Source organism: Shewanella scandinavica (assembly GCF_031932065.1).
In the GTDB taxonomy this organism is placed as follows: Bacteria; Pseudomonadota; Gammaproteobacteria; order Enterobacterales; family Shewanellaceae; genus Shewanella; species Shewanella baltica.
This window is the reverse complement of sequence record NZ_JAUOES010000006.1, coordinates 57,072-73,743: the sequence shown is the minus strand read 5'-3', so window position 1 is coordinate 73,743 and position 16,672 is coordinate 57,072. Positions and strand designations below refer to the sequence as shown.

The 16,672-nt window shown below is 46.7% G+C and carries 10 protein-coding genes; 7 read left to right on the top strand and 3 right to left on the bottom strand.

Translation table 11 applies throughout. The annotated features are described in order from the left end of the window. Positions 1-70: 70 nt before the first annotated feature. From Q4Q50_RS06575 to mepK, 5 genes are all read left to right on the top strand, one after another. A complete protein-coding gene (locus Q4Q50_RS06575; RefSeq protein WP_311898872.1) occupies positions 71-1,468 on the top strand; it encodes an ATP-binding protein in 1,398 nt (465 codons plus the stop codon). A gap of 491 nt (positions 1,469-1,959) precedes the next feature. After that, entirely contained in the window at positions 1,960-3,588 is a 1,629-nt protein-coding gene (locus Q4Q50_RS06570; protein WP_220592799.1) for a glucan biosynthesis protein G, read from the top strand. 23 nt (positions 3,589-3,611) lie between these two features. Beyond that, the gene (mdoH, locus tag Q4Q50_RS06565; RefSeq protein WP_311898871.1) at positions 3,612-5,795 is read left to right on the top strand and encodes a glucans biosynthesis glucosyltransferase MdoH; all 2,184 of its coding nucleotides are present in this window, start codon (positions 3,612-3,614) and stop codon (positions 5,793-5,795) included. Between the two features lie 220 nt (positions 5,796-6,015). Beyond that, positions 6,016-7,581, top strand: a complete 1,566-nt coding sequence (locus Q4Q50_RS06560; protein WP_311898870.1) for a L,D-transpeptidase family protein — start codon at positions 6,016-6,018, stop codon at positions 7,579-7,581. A gap of 153 nt (positions 7,582-7,734) precedes the next feature. Continuing rightward, the gene (gene mepK / locus Q4Q50_RS06555; RefSeq protein WP_311898869.1) at positions 7,735-8,283 is read left to right on the top strand and encodes a peptidoglycan L,D-endopeptidase MepK; all 549 of its coding nucleotides are present in this window, start codon (positions 7,735-7,737) and stop codon (positions 8,281-8,283) included. Here mepK and Q4Q50_RS06550 read toward each other — a convergent pair. Further along, on the bottom strand, positions 8,234-8,668 hold the full coding sequence (locus tag Q4Q50_RS06550) for a hypothetical protein (protein WP_311898868.1): 435 nt from the start codon (positions 8,666-8,668) through the stop codon (positions 8,234-8,236). The two genes, mepK and Q4Q50_RS06550, sit on opposite strands and share 50 nt — an antisense overlap. A gap of 303 nt (positions 8,669-8,971) precedes the next feature. Between Q4Q50_RS06550 and rplY the strand changes: the two genes are divergently transcribed. Then, entirely contained in the window at positions 8,972-9,259 is a 288-nt protein-coding gene (gene rplY, locus Q4Q50_RS06545; protein WP_028760163.1) for a 50S ribosomal protein L25, read from the top strand. A 149-nt stretch (positions 9,260-9,408) separates the two neighbouring features. Here the strand turns inward: rplY and tamB are convergent, their stop codons facing one another. Continuing rightward, complete coding sequence (gene tamB, locus Q4Q50_RS06540; protein WP_311898867.1) at positions 9,409-13,434, bottom strand: autotransporter assembly complex protein TamB; 4,026 nt, start codon at positions 13,432-13,434, stop codon at positions 9,409-9,411. Next, on the bottom strand, positions 13,431-15,284 hold the full coding sequence (locus Q4Q50_RS06535; protein ID WP_311898866.1) for an autotransporter assembly complex protein TamA: 1,854 nt from the start codon (positions 15,282-15,284) through the stop codon (positions 13,431-13,433). Before Q4Q50_RS06535 ends, tamB begins: the two co-directional genes overlap by 4 nt. Before the next feature lie 120 nt (positions 15,285-15,404). Here Q4Q50_RS06535 and Q4Q50_RS06530 point away from each other — a divergent pair, with 120 nt between their 5' ends. Then, positions 15,405-16,436 carry an isoaspartyl peptidase/L-asparaginase family protein gene (locus Q4Q50_RS06530; protein WP_311898865.1) on the top strand — a complete coding sequence of 344 codons (1,032 nt, stop codon included), beginning with the start codon at positions 15,405-15,407 and terminating at the stop codon, positions 16,434-16,436. Positions 16,437-16,672 lie beyond the last annotated feature (236 nt).

Here is a 16,672-nt window from a genome sequence, read left to right as displayed (position 1 = left end):
GTGACAATACTCACGTTTGTGGGTATTGATACCTCAGTGATTAGCTGAGGGTAAACGTTAGGAAACTAAAGTGATTCGATTAAAGGGGCTGGATGTGTATTCACTGCGTTTGGTACTGACATTATTGATTTTGTCAGGTATTTCAGTGTCCGTTGCTGTCTCTAGCTGGTTGAGTACTCGGGATTCTAAGCATCAAATAGAAGAACTCTTCGATGCGCAAATGCTGCAAACCGCGAAAATGCTGGAGCTGTTTTATCACACTGAGCCCGGTGCGACGCCCCAGAGTACCGCGAGACCGCAAGTGCTCCACGTTCCCGATAGCCAGATCAGTTCCTTTGCCGAAAAAGCCGATGCCCTAAAACTCGCCTATGAGCATAAATTGGCGTTTCAAATTTGGAGTGAGGCGGGCGAAGCCTTAGTGCTGTCGGACAATATTGGCCATCAACCTATCACCCGATTCGTGCAGGGTTATCACAAGAAAGTGTTCGAAGGTGAACTCTGGCATGTGTTCAGTTTTTTCTCGGTTAAAAATCATGTTTGGATTGTCACCGCTCAGCAGGATGAAGTGCGCCAAGAGCTCGTATCGCAAATCATGCACAACGCGGTTATCGTGCCCTTGATTGTGCTGCCTTTGACACTACTTATCGTTAGCCTATTGTTTTATCTATTGTTCCGGCCATTAAAAACCTTCGAAAGGGAGTTGATTGGGCGGGCGCCGAACGATCTCACGCCGCTGACTATGTCACTACCGAAAGAGCTCGTACCCGTTCGCCGTGCATTAAACTTATATATCAATAGCATAGCTAGATTCATTGCCCGTGAACGCCGTTTTAGCGCCGATGCCGCCCATGAACTTAAAACACCATTATCTGTGATTAAATTACATCAACACGGTTTAGAGAGCCTGATTGACGATGATCCACAGCAGAAATTTCATCTAGCCGCGATTGATGCCGGCGTGGTGCACATGAGTCATACCGTTGAACAGTTACTCGTGTTAGCGAGAGTGGATTCGATAAATGAGCTCAATGTGTCATCCCACGCTATCTTGCCTATGGTTGAAGATGCGCTTAATCAATTGATGCCACAAATCACCGATTATGAATGGAATATCGATATCGCGCCCCAGCTGACCGTGACTTGCGATCGGTTCTATCTGCTGCTGGTGCTAAAAAATATTATCGAAAATGCCTGCAAATACAGCCCGCAGGAATCAGAAATCTCAGTGTCGGCCCATTCACTGGGTGATGAGATTAGTATCTGTATTGCGGATCGTGGCCAAGGCATGACAGAAGAGCAGATTGCTAATGCCACAGAGCGTTTTTATCGTGTGAATGAAAATGAAGGCATAGGTGCGGGTTTAGGTTTGTCTATCTGCCATCACATCATTGAATTGCACCAAGGCCGTTTAGTGATAGCGCCAAGGGAGCAGGGCGGATTATCTGTGACTCTTTTTTTGCCGCAATAGTTCAGAAGTTAACATCTTAAAATAGATCTGCAGTTTAAGTGACATCACCTCAGTGGTTTTGATACATTTGGGTGAGTGTAATTGTGCGTTTGTCTGCTATTTTAGAAAAAATTCTTAGGTTTACCAACAGATTGGTTCGCTAATTGTGTTTTTTCATCTAAGATCATCCACACTAAGTTGAGACTTTAAAAAGTCTCATTTTACTTTCAAAAATGTAGCATTTGGATCACTTAACCTGCTTTTGTAACTGTGAAAGCAGAAATATGCATGATAATGTTATTTTTATATTCCTTTTAGGTATAAACTTATTCTCAAATAGTATTGTGTAGAAGGGGTTAACTGCATCTTTATTTATGAGTTTTTTTCTCCTTCTGATATCTTTCGCGATATGTAAGCAACTGTTTTTTTTCGCCCCTAAGCGAGGGTGAAAAAAATTCACTGTATACATAAAAAACATTGATTTCTTAGTTTATTTTTTAGGTTACCTATCTATGGTTAGCTTGTTGCGTTGCCCATCGTCCAAACCTTATTCGTCACTCATTTGTTCACTGACGCTAGGCGCTGTTGTCGCCCTGTCTGGTGTCGCGTACGCTGAAGAGACAAAACCCGCCGAGACAGTTCCTGTGGTAACTCCGCCGAAAGTGATTTCTCAGCCCGCTACAAAAAATCAAGTGAGATTCACTAAGACAGGCGCTTTCGATAGCGATACTGTGGTGAAGATTGCAAAACGTTTGGCAGCGAAACCGTATGTGGCCCTTAAAGACCCGTTACCGGCCGGCCTGGCTAAATTGTCATATGATGAATACCGTGACATTCGTTTTAACCCGACTGCGTCTATTTGGCGTGATCAGGGCGTGCCTTTTCAAATGCAAATGTTCCACCGTGGCTTCTATTTCCAAGATTTGATCGAAATTGCGATTGTGGAAGGTCAGAACGCAACGCACTTGGCCTATGAGCCTAAGTATTTCACTGCGGGTGAAGTGATTACCCAAGCATTACCCAATGACGACATTGGTTATTCAGGTTTTCGCATTCATAACCAGCTGAATACCAACGGTGTGTTTGACGAACTTATGGTGTTCCAAGGTGCGAGTTATTTCCGTGCTTTAGGTAAAGGTAACGCCTATGGTTTATCTTCACGTGGTTTAGCGTTAAAAACTGCCGATGCCGAAGGAGAAGAATTCCCAATATTTCGCGCTTTTTGGGTTGAACGTCCATACAATGACAGCAACTTGATTGTTGTGCATGCCTTGCTAGATAGCCCAAGTGTGGCGGGTGCTTATACTTTCTCTGTCCGTCCTGGTGATAACACTTTGATTGACGTTGAAGCGACGCTGTTTCCGCGAGTTGAGCTGAGCAAAGTGGGTTTAGCCCCAAGCACAAGCATGTTCCTGCATTCACTCAATGGTCGTCATGATACCGATGACTTTAGACCTGAAGTGCATGATTCTGACGGTCTATTGATGTTAAACGGTCGTGGTGAGCATTTATGGCGTCCATTGGCTAACCCACGTCAATTACAGGTCAGTGCGTTTTCTGACAACTCACCACAGGGTTTTGGTTTGATCCAACGCGAGCGTGATTATGCGTCTTACCAAGATTTAGAAGCACATTATGAACGTCGCCCAAGTCTGTGGATTGAGCCTGTGGGCAACTGGGGCCAAGGTTCTGTGGTGTTGACTGAAATTCCGACAGAGTCTGAAATTCATGACAACATCGTCAGCTACTGGAAACCTCGTCAGCCTATTCCTGCGGGCAGTGAATTCCACTTTGCCTACCGCATGAGCTGGGGTGAAGAACCCGCGGCTAAAGTCGGTGCTGTGCATGTGTCTCGCTCTGCCAGTGGCCGTGCCGATATTGCTAAAGCAACACCAAGACGTTTATTTGTGGTCGACTATCAAATTGAAGGTCCGATGACAGATGAAATGCCAGTCGCTAAAGTAGAAGCGTCTGGTGGTGTGGTTACCAATGTGGTGATTGCCCGTAATGCAGCCAATAATGGCTATCGCTTAGCTTTTGAATTAGAGCCAGAAGATAAAGAACTTATCGAACTGCGCGCTGAACTCAAGTTCCCAACTCCTCGTCAGGTTGAAACCTGGCTCTATCGCTGGACGCTGTAAGGTTCATGACGGAGCAACATGATATGACTGTATCCGAAAACTCGGTACTCGAGACGGAAGTCCTCGTGGGTGGTAGTGCTATGCCAAATGAACGGCCTGGCGCTATGGAACCCCAAAATTTAAGTAAGATGCCAGAGGGATTCCCTCGCCGTAGTACAGTGGCGAATGGAGTACGTTCGCGTGCTTCACGCCGCTTCTTAGTGGTTGGCGGTGCTTTATTACTGTCTTTATTTGCTATTTATGAAATGGGTGCGGTATTTAGTATCGGTGGCATTACGCCGCTAGAATATCTCGTGTTGGCGTTATTTGCGGTCAACTTTTGTTGGATCGCCTTAGCGTTTTGTAGTGGTATTGCGGGTTTTTTAATTTTGCTGCGCAAACCGCGGGCAAAAGATCTGCAAGTGACTGAGCTGCATACGCGCACCGCGATTTTAATGCCGACCTACAACGAATCCCCTGATAGGGTATTCTCTGCGGTTTCTGTGATGGCAGAAACCTTGTCGCAAACGGGTCATGGTCATGCTTTTGATTGGTTTATCTTAAGTGATACCACAGATCCCGATATCGCCTTACTTGAAGAGCAGGCGTTTCTGGTGTTACGTCAAGAAACCCATAAGCATTCGCGGGTGTATTACCGTCGCCGTCGTAAAAACGTCGCCCGTAAAGCGGGTAACGTAGCCGATTTTTGCCGTCGTTGGGGGTCGCGCTATGATCACTTGTTAGTGCTTGATGCCGACAGTTTGATGGAGTCTTCAACCATCACTGGCTTAGCTCAGCGCATGCAGGCCGATCCTGATGCGGGTTTGATCCAAACGATTCCGTCGTTGATCAATGGCACCACTTTAATGGCCCGTTTACAGCAATTTGCGGCGCGTATTTATGGTCCGGTAATTGGTACCGGGTTAGGCTGGTGGGTACAAAAAGAAGGTAACTTCTGGGGCCACAACGCCATTATCCGCACCGAAGCCTTTATGACCGCGGCCGGATTACCCAACCTTAAGGGTAAGCCACCTTTTGGTGGCCATATCATGAGCCATGACTTTGTTGAAGCTGCGCTGATCCGCCGTGCGGGCTGGAGTGTGGTCATTGCCTATGACTTACCAGGTTCATACGAAGAATGTCCACCGTCGATTATCGACTTAGCCGTGCGTGATCGCCGCTGGTGCCAAGGTAACTTGCAGCATTCGCGTATTTTGCCGACCAAAGGTTTGCACTGGGTGAGCCGTTTGCATTTACTGACGGGTATCATGGCCTATTTATCATCACCTTTCTGGTTGATGTTGATTTTGACCGGTTTGATGTTAGCCCTGCAGGCGCACTTTATTCGACCTGAATATTTCACCGATCAATTTTCACTGTTCCCCACTTGGCCCATCATGGACTCGGATAGGGCATTGAGATTGTTCTACATTACTATGGGTGTCTTGTTCGGTCCTAAAATATTCGGCGTCTTGTTACTGCTTAAAGATGGCGAGTTTGCTCGCAGTGTGGGTGGCCGGATTAAAGCAATATTCAGTGTTATTTTTGAGGTCATACTCTCAGCGCTGATTGCACCTATCATGATGTTTATCCATTGTGGTGCCGTGATGTCTATTCTGATGGGCCGTGACAGTGGCTGGTCGCCGCAACGTCGTGATGACGGCAGTATGCCTTGGATGACGCTAATCTATCGTCACCGCTGGCATATGCTGGCGGGTGTGATGTTAGGTTATGCGGCGATTTTGGATTCTTTGACTTTGTTAGCTTGGATGAGTCCGGCGTTGATTGGACTCTGGATTGCCGTGCCTATTTCAGCTTGGACGGGTTCTGTTAAAATCGGCGAAGTGTTCAAGCGTGCGGGTATTCTTGCGACACCTGAAGAGCGTAATCCTGCAAAGATTTGCTTGCAAGCACAGGAAGCGCGTGCCGCTTACCAAGAACACATTGCTGAGCCTTGGACATTAGCACAGGTGCTTAAAGACCCTGAGTTGATGGAATTGCATTTGGCTATTGTAGATAAACAGCCTTTGCGCGCTGCGGGGACTCCGATTGAAGCGATGGAAGCGATAGTGCATGTGAAAGTGCATGAGGCTCGTTGCCAACAGAGCGCATTAGCTGTATTGAATCGCCAAGAAATGGCGATGGTATTAGCGAATCCTTTGATGTTACGTAGCTTGCAGAAATTACCCGAGCAGTTTGTTGAAGAAGATCTGGTGTCTTTTTGCTAACAAATATCAACACATAGCCAACCATCATTAGCGCAGCATTTGCTCATAAATGAAGTTGGTTATGATAATGAAAATGCCACTGACGACCTCAGTGGCATTTTTTCTTTTCATAATCTGCAGTTTTCCCCTAGTAATTCACTGATCCCCATGGAATAGTCGTATTACATGACTGACATGATCGCTGGTTTTCAGCTGACCTTAAATAGCGAAGGGAGTATTTATGGTATTGCACAAGATCATCCAGTATTTCTCACCGTTTGTACGCGCATCGCAAATTAAACGTATGCCCATGAGTCGCTGTTTGGGACTGTTAGTGCTGAGCGTTATTGTCTGTTTTCCTATCACGTCAGTGGCAATGGCTACCGATGATACTCAAGCCATTTCATCGAATCCCAGCATTGGGGCACAGCAAGACATGCTGCAGCTAAACAGTGTGCAACCAAGCACAGAGAGTAAAGTCGATGAGCCCGATGCAGTCTTGCCACTGACGGCATTAGTGCCGCAGGTGTTGCTGCTGGATCTTGCGGGCGTTAATCCTATTTTTGGTCTGCATTATCGCGAATTAACATTATCACCAAATACCTTATCAGCGGCCGATGTGGCGCGGGTTCAAGCTGATGTGACGGGCTACTGGCGTTATATCAAGACCTTTGCACAGTGCAATAACGGCGCACCCGTAGACACAGTATTAAGCGTTATTCCAACGGATGCTCAATATCAAAGGGTGCTAAAACAAGTCGCCCATTTAGTGCAATTGGATGCGACTGATCCCTGGGAAACCTTAGTGCTGGATGAAAAGTTAACGGTCGGAATGAGTCATCCACTCCTTGATACCATAGCTAAACGTTTGTGGCGCTTGGGTGACTTAGCCATTGAGCCAACGACGAACCTTGTCTATAGCGAAGAATTGGTGGTTGGTGTTAAGCGTTTCCAACAAAGGCATGGGTTAAAACAGGACGGGGTGATTGGTAAGCAGAGCTTGTATTGGCTGAATCAATCGCCAAAGGCGAGGGCTGTCTTATTGGCTAAAAATACTATTCGGCAACGAGTGTTTGAACGTAAGTTGGAGCCAAGCTACTTGCTGATTAACGTGCCCGCCTTTGAGATGTTCTTAGTCGATAATGGCACCACAGTGCTCAATTCCAAAGTGATTGTGGGCAAACCTTCTCGGCAAACCCCGCTGCTGGATAGCCAGATTTCCAGCGTGGTCCTCAATCCCAGTTGGCGAGTGCCGAGCAGCATTTTACGCCGAGATATCCTGCCGCAGATTCGGCGAAATGGTCATTATCTTAATGAACGCCAATTTGATGTGTATGACTATAACGGTCAATTGGTGCAACACATGCCAGAAGAATGGCAGGCTTTAGCTAGCACTTCGTTTCCCTATCAGCTAGTGCAACGCCCAGGGGTGAAGAATGCATTAGGCAAATATAAGTTCCACTTTGATAACAGTTTTAGTGTTTATTTGCATGGCACTTCTGAGCCAAGTCTCTTTAATAAGGATGATAGGGCACTATCATCAGGCTGTATTCGGATTGAAAAAGTCACTGAATTAGCTCAATGGTTTAAGGAACATTTAGTCAAAGATAAGCGTTTATGGGACAAATTAGCCCCAGATGTAACGCAGCCCCAGTGGTTTTCACTTTCTCAAAAGCTGCCAGTGCATCTGGTGTATTGGACTGCGTGGCTAGATGACAGTGGGCAAGAGCAATACCGTAATGACATTTACCATTTAGAAGCTGAGTTGACGAATGCCGTGCCTGCCACGGTTTTAGATCTCAATTAAGATTTTGCACGATAAAGCAGAGTAAGATAACAAATTGAACTCGCAGAGCATTTTAAAATCGTGGACAGAATAGGGTTGGCAAAACTTGATCTTAGGGCCTATTCAGTATAATTTGCTTGATTAGTGACCAAAAAGCATGCAAAAGGTGATCATGTGACTTTGATATGTCCTGCCCGTAGGCAGTTATTGTTAGGCCTAAGTGGTGTGGCATTATGTTCTTTTATTCCCTCAAAAGCAGTAGCCAGTCGTTCAACCAAAGGGAGCCGTGAGTTAAGTTTGTTTAATCGCCATACCGGTGAACGCGACGATGGCAGTTACTGGGTTGATGGTCATTATCAAAGTAAGGTATTAGACGATTTCAGCCATTTATTGCGCGATCACCGTCAGAATGTGGCAGCGCCCATGGATAAACGTTTATTCGATTTACTCTATTCACTTAAAATGACGTTGAATGTCGACGATGAAATCCATGTGATTTCTGGTTACCGTTCACCCAAAACCAATGCCATGCTAGCGAGCAACAGTGGCGGCGTGGCAAAAAAGAGTTATCACATGCGCGGTATGGCTATGGATATTGCGATCCCAAACGTTAAGCTTAAAACCCTCAGAGACGCGGCTTTATCCTTAAAACTGGGAGGCGTGGGTTACTATCCTAGCTCTGGCTTTGTGCATGTCGATTGTGGGCCAGTACGACATTGGTAGCTTGAATGATTTGTTGTTGGACTCGTTGATAGAATCTTTGCTCTAGGGTTTGAGACTCTGTCAGGTAATGCCTCAGCAGCGGGATAAATTGCTGGTTAAGTTTGTTCATTTCTCTGTGTTGTTGCCAATCACAAATCAATAAACTCAAATGTTGTGAGAATTGATACTGCCTTTGCCTTTGTAACTCAATGTCGACCGACTCAATGACCTGCATGAGTAATATTAAGCTGCGGTTTTTCTGTTGCGCACAAGCGAGCAATTCTAAGAATTTTAATTCGAGGGTATTTTGCTGGTAAGGAACGGTTTCGATAAGTGAGATAAGTTCACGGGCCAGTTGGCATGAAAGTCTGTTTTCTTGTTGTAACTGATATAGTGCATGACGCATTTTTTGACACAGCAGTTATCGAAATTTGCCCGAGCTTATCAGGCTTCTTAATTTCCCAGTGTGATCTAGATCGCGTGTTTTTTGTTTGAGATCAAAGCCTTTTCTCAGCTGTAACAGTCAAGATACAAGTTCTTCAATTTGATAAATAGCTACCTTTTTTACTAACGCCGCGGCTTAAAAATTGGTGGGGTGTAGGATTCTTGTGTGCCTTGGGTATCTATGTTAGTATTCGCGCGCTTTATATGAGCCGTCATTGGTCGAAAATGTCGGCAACTTTTTACTCTAAATTTAAGTGAGAAACACATGTCTTACACTATCCAAGCACAAACCCGCACTGAAATAGGGAAAGGTTCGAGCCGCCGCCTACGCCATGCTGGTAAAGTTCCTGCTGTTATTTATGGCCAAGGCAAAGAGCCAGTTTCTATTGTTTTTGATCACAAAGATATCATCAACATTCAAGCTAACGCTGATTTCTACACTTCAACTCTGACTATCGTTGTTGATGGTAAAGAAGTGGGTGTACGCGCACAAGCTATGCAACGCCACGTGTTCAAGCCAATCATTGAACATGTTGACTTCGTTTACGCTTAATTGTCGTAACTGAAGCAAAAAAGCGCCTAAGGGCGCTTTTTTTGTGGCTGATTTTTATCTGATGGATCGGCGTGACTCATTTTATTGTTGCCAAAGACTTATCATAGATAGGCAGAGTGTATCGACACTCCACCCGAGTCTTAATCTTGCTACTTGATATTAAAGTTGTAATAGATATCAAGAGATTGCCCTAAAGTACCCGATACGGTTTCGAGATAAAGCTGTGAGAGCAGGTAATATCTGACCGTCATCTCATAGCCAGGGTTAAACACGCCTACCCCGTATTTCACCATCAAGTTCTCGCCGATAAAGCCACTGATCGCCACACGGCCTTCATCGTTGGTGTCGAGTTGCACGTTAGAGAAACCAAACTCTTCTATTAATCCGGTCGCGGTATTACCTATATTATTTATTGCGCCGCCGCCCACCTGCGAGCCTAAACCTAAGGCCGCGCCCATCATCAACGAGTTATTTTGCTCATTGTTGGCACTGTTAAAACCACTGCCTTTAATAATGTAAGACAAGATTTCAGCCTGCTCTTTAGCGGGGTTAGAGAACAGGGTCACCACAGGGCGGGCGGGAGTGCCAGTAACGCGCACACCTGCGACTAAGTCTTCACTCTTAATCTCGCGTATTGCCTCAATATTTAAGTTTGGCACTGACGTTGGCCCCACAAACTGCACTTCGCCGGTACGGATTTTCAGGGTTTGGCCCATAAATTTGTAACTGCCCTGATTGACCTTGATATTACCGAAGAGCAAAGGTGGGCGGAACGCTTGTTGTTGCAGCTTTAAGGTTCCTTGCAGCTTACCCTTGAGGCCCATGCCATCAATCCTGAGCTCGTTGCCTACACTGATATTCAGATCGGCCACGACGGCATAGGGGCTGGTTTTAGGTTGCATAGCGGCAATGGAATCGTCAAAGACCACGTCTTCTGAGGTGGCGATACCGCCTTCTGCTAATGGCACAATTTTAATATTACCAGAAGGGACGGCAATTTTTCCTTTTACTGCCAGTTGCTTACTATTGAAGCTTAAATTGATATCGGGTGAAACATCGAGGATAGCCAGTGGCGGTTGGATCACGGCGAGCTTATCGCCTTCGAGGGCTAATTCGCCACTAAATTGACCTTGGGGCCATTGCAGTTGACCATTTACCCTGCCCAAACCATTACCCATCATCCAGCGGCCTTTGAGCTGGGCTTGTTGACCCGCGAACGACATAGACAGGTCAATTTTGTCTATGAGTGTTGGGTTTGCCGTCAGGGCTAAGGCGCCCTCCGTTAAGGCCATGCTTCCCGACACTTCCGGCGCCTCTAGACTGCCCGCAAAGTTAAGCTGACTGGTGAGTAAGCCTTGTACCGTATTGAGTTGTGGGAAAAATTCTCCCAGCGGTTGTAAGTTGATTTGCTTGATATTGGCATAACCAGAGAGCGAGCGGTCAGGGGTGACATTGACGTTGATCTCACTCTGCCAACTGGCCACGCCTTCAGATTCAAAATTTAATACTGTTGCAAGCCGTTTAGCATCTAAGGTCGCCAGCAATGACAGATGTTGGTAATTAATGGTGACTTCACGATTCTTATCCCGTTTGAGCATGATACTGCCGGGGGCAAAATCAAAGTTCACATCGGCTGTGGGTTTACGACCCGTTGCCCAAGCAAAATTGGCTAACAATGAGGCGGGGCCATCCCAGCGCATATTCGTTGGCAATATCGGCACGAGTAATTGCCCCGGATTCCCCGAGTAGCTCACCTGCGCGCTGCCTTTTTTGCCGATTGTCGTCTCGCTGTTTAGGCAGATACGGCTGTTCGGGTTCATGAGGCAAAACGGCGTGATGCTGCCCTGATTCTTGTTTTGATCCCAAGCGAGATTAATGGCGTTATCGAGCTGCCATAGGCCAACGGGGGTATTGAGATTTAGACGTTCGACATCGAGCCGTAGTCGCGATTTTTTCACATCGTATTGGCTACTCACTGTGGTATCGAGGCCAAGATCGCCCGTGGCATTCAGGGTCAGCTTTTGAGCGTCAATCGTGCCTTTCACCCCGAGTGTCACTGTATCTACATTCTGATCCGCAATCTGTAAGGCTTTCGATTTCAGCGAGATAGCAAATTCATGTTGATCTAGCGGCTTGTAATAGGCCTTTAAGTTGGATTCTCGCAGTTTAATGTTTTGATAAAACAGTTCAGCGAGTTGGGCGGTGAGTTCAACTTGAGGGTGTTTTTCATCCCCTGTGACATTAATTTGCGCCTGCAATTGGCCGCTGGCCTTAGGCAACCAAAGACCGAAGTCGGGTACTTGTAGCTCACCCTGTAGATCCCAGTTGGCGTTGGCTTCGCCTTTGAGTGCCAGAGTCGAGCCCAGTACTTTGGCGTTCAGCCCCTTAGAACTGACATACAGGGAATCATTCACACTGATATCCCCTGTGATATCGAAGGGATAACCTTGCAGGGTGCCCGTGAGCTCAGTGTCGTTCAGGGAGACTTGCCAGCGAGGATCAGCAAATGAGCCTTGAGTGCGTAATTTTCCTGAAATCAAACTGTCCGGTAGACCGGTTGCTGCTTGTGCCGTATCCGTTTGTGGAAGTTGTACTTCCTGCAGTTTGACGTCATTGAGCCAGAGATTGGCGTTCCAGCGAATGGCTTTTTGATAATCGAGTTCGCCCGTGAGCTTGACCTGACCAATCGCGCCTGTTGCATCAAGATTATTAATGGTTAACTTCGCATCTTGATGCTGAAGGCTAGTGTCTATGGCGAGTACTTTATGGAACGGCGTCGTCAGTTCACCTTTAAGGCTCGCCTCTTGACGATTGAGATCGCCATAACTTTCCAGTGCCACATCACTGACCGAATATTCAGGGCTTTTTAGCGGCCACTGCAGTCGTGTCTGTTCAAGTTTTACCTTGTAGGGCAGGTTAGGCTCGCGAAGTGTTATCTGCCCATCTAGCGTGAAGTCTGCATCGCCCTTGGCGACAGCGTTCACCTGCAATTGCCCTAAGCTTTGGCTCAGCTTTACATCTAGTGCTTGGTGAGTCAGCTCAGGTAATTCGGCTAATTGGTTAAGGGTGAGGTTGGCTTCTAAATCGAGTGGATAATCTTTATCGAGCGTTAAACTGCCTGTGATATCCGCGCTGCCATCTGTATGGCTGATGGCGAGATGATCTAAGGTCAATTGATATTCGCGGAAACGACCTTGCAGCTCGGCATGGCTAAAGACATCTTTACGATCGCCGATTTGCAGCGTGGTGTTATCAAGCGTGAGGGCATTGACCGTCACAGGAAAAGGCATAAACACTTGTGGCAAATGCGCTAGAGCCCACTCTGCACTACTGTTTTTTGCTGGCTTGTCTTTTGCCGGCGAGTTGGCCGATGGATCTGGCGTCGCATTGGCTGTTGTGCTGGCCGCTGCGTTGGGTGTCGTACTCGCGGCTATGTCGGCGTTAGAAGCCGTCGTTGTCGCTGCTTGGCTCGTTTGTGCGGCATCGGTTGCTGTGGGGAGCAGCACGAACAATCCTTCACTGGAAAGCTGCTTAACCGACAAGCCTTCGGCAAACCACTTTGCCTCTGCGTTAAGGCGATTGGCTGTAAATTGCATCTCATCCACTTGGATATTCACAGCCTTGAGCTCCGCGGAGTCTAACTCAATATCAAAGGGTAATTGCAGCTCGTTGGGCTCTTCATCGAGCGGCACTATCGGGGTTTCGTTTGTGTCGGCAGACAGGGCTAAGGTATCAATAGTCACATCGACTTTGGCCGCAGATAAGCCATTCACACATAAACGTTTTTGTAGTAAACAGGCGGGTTGCCAGAGTAAATGCAGATCCTCAAGTTGCACCTTGATGCCAGCCATAGACCAAGACGCATGGGACAGGGCTAAGTCTTTATTAATGGAGCCTGAGGTGTAAGTGAGATCAAGATCGGGCACAAACTGATCGGCTAAGCCTACTGTGATGCGCGAACCAAACTCAGTGCCGAGTAATAGGGCGATTAACACTAAAAGCCCTAATGGCACATAGATGATAATCCGAGTCCAGAGTTTGAACTGTCGCCACAGTTTTTGAATGAATGACACCGATTGGGTGACAGAATTCGCAATGGCTTCAGTGACTTCGGTGATAGGGCTGTCTATTACGTCTTGCTCTGTTGGCTTATTATGCTCTGGGGGCTGGCTCATAGATCAGTCCCCATGGTCAGGTGAATACGCCATGATCTTTCAATGGTATCGGTTTCTTTCAATCCAACCCCTAAATCCAGTTTGATTGGGCCGATGGGGGAGATCCAATGGATACCGCCACCGACAGAGACAACAGGTTCAAATTGATTATTATCGAAGGCGTTACCCGCATCGATAAAGGTACCGACCCGCCAAGTGGGGGTTACATAATATTGATATTCTAAACTGCCGACCATTAAATAGCGGCCACCTATGACCTCGCGATTGGTTTTGCCATCATCTGCGACATAATCTAAATAGGGACCCAATTCTTGATAACCATAACCCCGTACACTTTGATCACCACCGGCAAAATAGCGCAGCGAAGGCGGGATAGAAGCCAGATCATTCTCGTTGGCTAAGTTGGCGGCTAAATCGATACGCGCAACAATCCTGTGATTGTCGAAGAAGGTATCAATCCATTTAAATTTGGCTTGAAGGCGTGCTAAGCGGGTTTCTGAGCCTAAATTGGGATCGGCATAATCTAGGCTGTAAATCTGCCTGAAACCAGACTTAGGATCGAGTGAATTATCACCCCGCGTTGTTCGCGAAAAGTTTATGCCAGCCAGATAAAACGACGGCATATAATCGACATCAGACTGGGTGTATTCTTCGCGAATAGCCTCAAGTGAATAATTCATTAGCCACTGATTTTCGAGTCTTTGTTGGCGCAATAGTCCAATAAGGTATTTAGTCGATTCAAGCTGACCAGTGTTACTAAAATCGCGATTCTCGGCGTCATACACTTGGGTCACACCGTATTTATCCCGCAGTAAACCGACGCGGATTTTTAATTGATCATCTAAGGGATGTGTCAAGGGGATAGTATAAGTGGTTAATAACTTAGGTCTATCCGGTGACCATTCGAGGCTGGTTTCCTGTGAATGGCCGTATTTATTGATTTGTGGCGTGCGCCAAGTGACGCGCACCCTTGGGTCGAAAGCTTGGTCTGTCTTACCAATATCACCACCAAAACCGAGCTCAATAGCGTGGCTTGCCTTAGGGGTTAATTCGACCAGCACCGGAATATGACTGTCTTCGACACCGTCGATTTGCGGGATCACTTTAATATTGGCGAAATAGCCCGTGTCTAATAACTGGCGATTCAGCGCACCCACACGGCGAGTCGAGTAGGAGGCGCCTTCTTTAAAGGGAATAAGTTTTTCTAAAATTTCAGGTTCTAAAGTATGGCCTTCGAAGCTGACTTGGCCAAATTTATAACGTTTGCCAGAGTTAAAATGCAAACTTACCTGCGCGGTATTGATGTCGCGGTTAACTTTAATCTGTGATTCCGTAAATTCGCCATCGAAGTAACCTCTGGCCAGAGCTAAGGTGACCAGTTGCGATTTTACGTCGCTATACACACCGTGGTTGAGCACATCGCCAGGCTTAAGGTTGACCTTTGCCAGCCATTGATCGAAGGCGCGATCATCGAGCATTTCACCACTGAAGTTAATATCGACCCACTGGACTATGGTTGGCTCGCCGGCAGTGATCACCAGTTTTAGTTCCCACGGTCCCTTGTCATGTTCCGTCAGTTTTTCTTCCACTTCGCCATGATAGTAACCCATGGATTCTAAGGCTGTGCTGACATTGTCATCGACATTAAACAGAAAGGCACGGCGCTGCACCTCGGATTCGGGTAAGGTGCCTAAGTGCGCAACTATGTTACGTTGCAGAGCTTCATTCACGCCTGTGACAGATAATTTAATAAATTCATCTGCCGCCGCAGCGACGGATGTGACTGAAATCAGACTCAGAAATAAGCAAAAACGAAAGTAATGTGAGGTGATTTGCAAAAATGGCTGCACTTTATAGTCCCTGTGATGTGGCATCATTGTCGCCAGAATAAAACCAACAGGCAAGGAGATGATTGAAATTACACGATGAAATGGTTACAAAGGACGCTACTTTTTAAGGGGATGTAAAGAATGAAAACAAAATTAGCCACCTTTAGTTTAATTATCTCGGGTTTACTTTTTATGTCACACAACACCTTTGCCAATGACAAACCGTTCGCGATTGCGATCCACGGCGGCGCTGGCACGATTTCTAAGGCTAATCTCACCCCTGAACAACGCCAAACCTACAAAGATAAGTTAAAGGAAGCGATTGATAAAGGCTCAAAAGTGTTAGAAGAGGGCGGTGACAGCTTAGTCGCGGTGCAAACAGCCATTAATATTCTCGAAAATAGCCCACTGTTCAATGCTGGTATAGGCGCGGTGTACACCTACGACGGTGGGCATGAGTTAGATGCGTCCATTATGGATGGCAAAACCATGAATGCTGGTGCAGTGGCTGGAGTGCGCCATATCGCCAATCCCATTGATCTCGCTTTAGCTGTGATGAATAAGTCTGAGCATGTGATGCTCTCGGGCGCAGGTGCAGAAGAATTTGCCCTGACTCAAGGCTTTAGCTTAGTGCCAAACAGTCATTTTGATACTGACGAGCGTTATCAGCAATTACTCGATGCACGGCAAAAACTGCAAGTTGCGGCTAAATCAGAGCAAGTCGCGGGTGTTGAGATGAAAGATCTCGATTACAAATTTGGTACCGTAGGCGCCGTCGCCTTAGACAAAAATGGCAACTTAGCTGCTGGTACCTCAACCGGCGGCATGACGGCAAAACGCTTCGGCCGCATTGGAGATTCCCCTGTGATTGGTGCGGGCACCTATGCTGAAAATGGGGTGTGCGCTGTATCGGCAACCGGACATGGTGAATTCTTTATTCGTTACCAAGTGGCGGGGGATATTTGTGCCAAAGTGAAATACCAGCAAAAATCCATTATTCAAGCCGCCGATGAAGTGATCAATCAACGCCTTATCACCGCAGGTGGTTCGGGCGGCGTGATTGCCGTCGATCAGCGCGGTAATATCGCTACGCCATTTAACACTGAAGGCATGTACCGCGCTACCCGTAGCAATGGTGAACCCGCCCAAGTGCTGATTTGGCAAGACCAATAACTTGAATTGTAAAAGCAGTTGGTTCGAGACGGACATTGCTTACAAGAATGTTTAGAAGATTGCTTATAAGATTGTAAAGAAACATCACTTATAAACCTTAAAAAGCGAGTGCTGCGAAAGTGGCACTCGCTTTTGGCTAGCGGTTTTTTGCTTTAAGAGTAAATAAGAAGCTGATAAGTTTGGGCTATTACGATTAGTTAATGGTATGTGGGGTGTCGCCCGTTGTTTGATTTCAT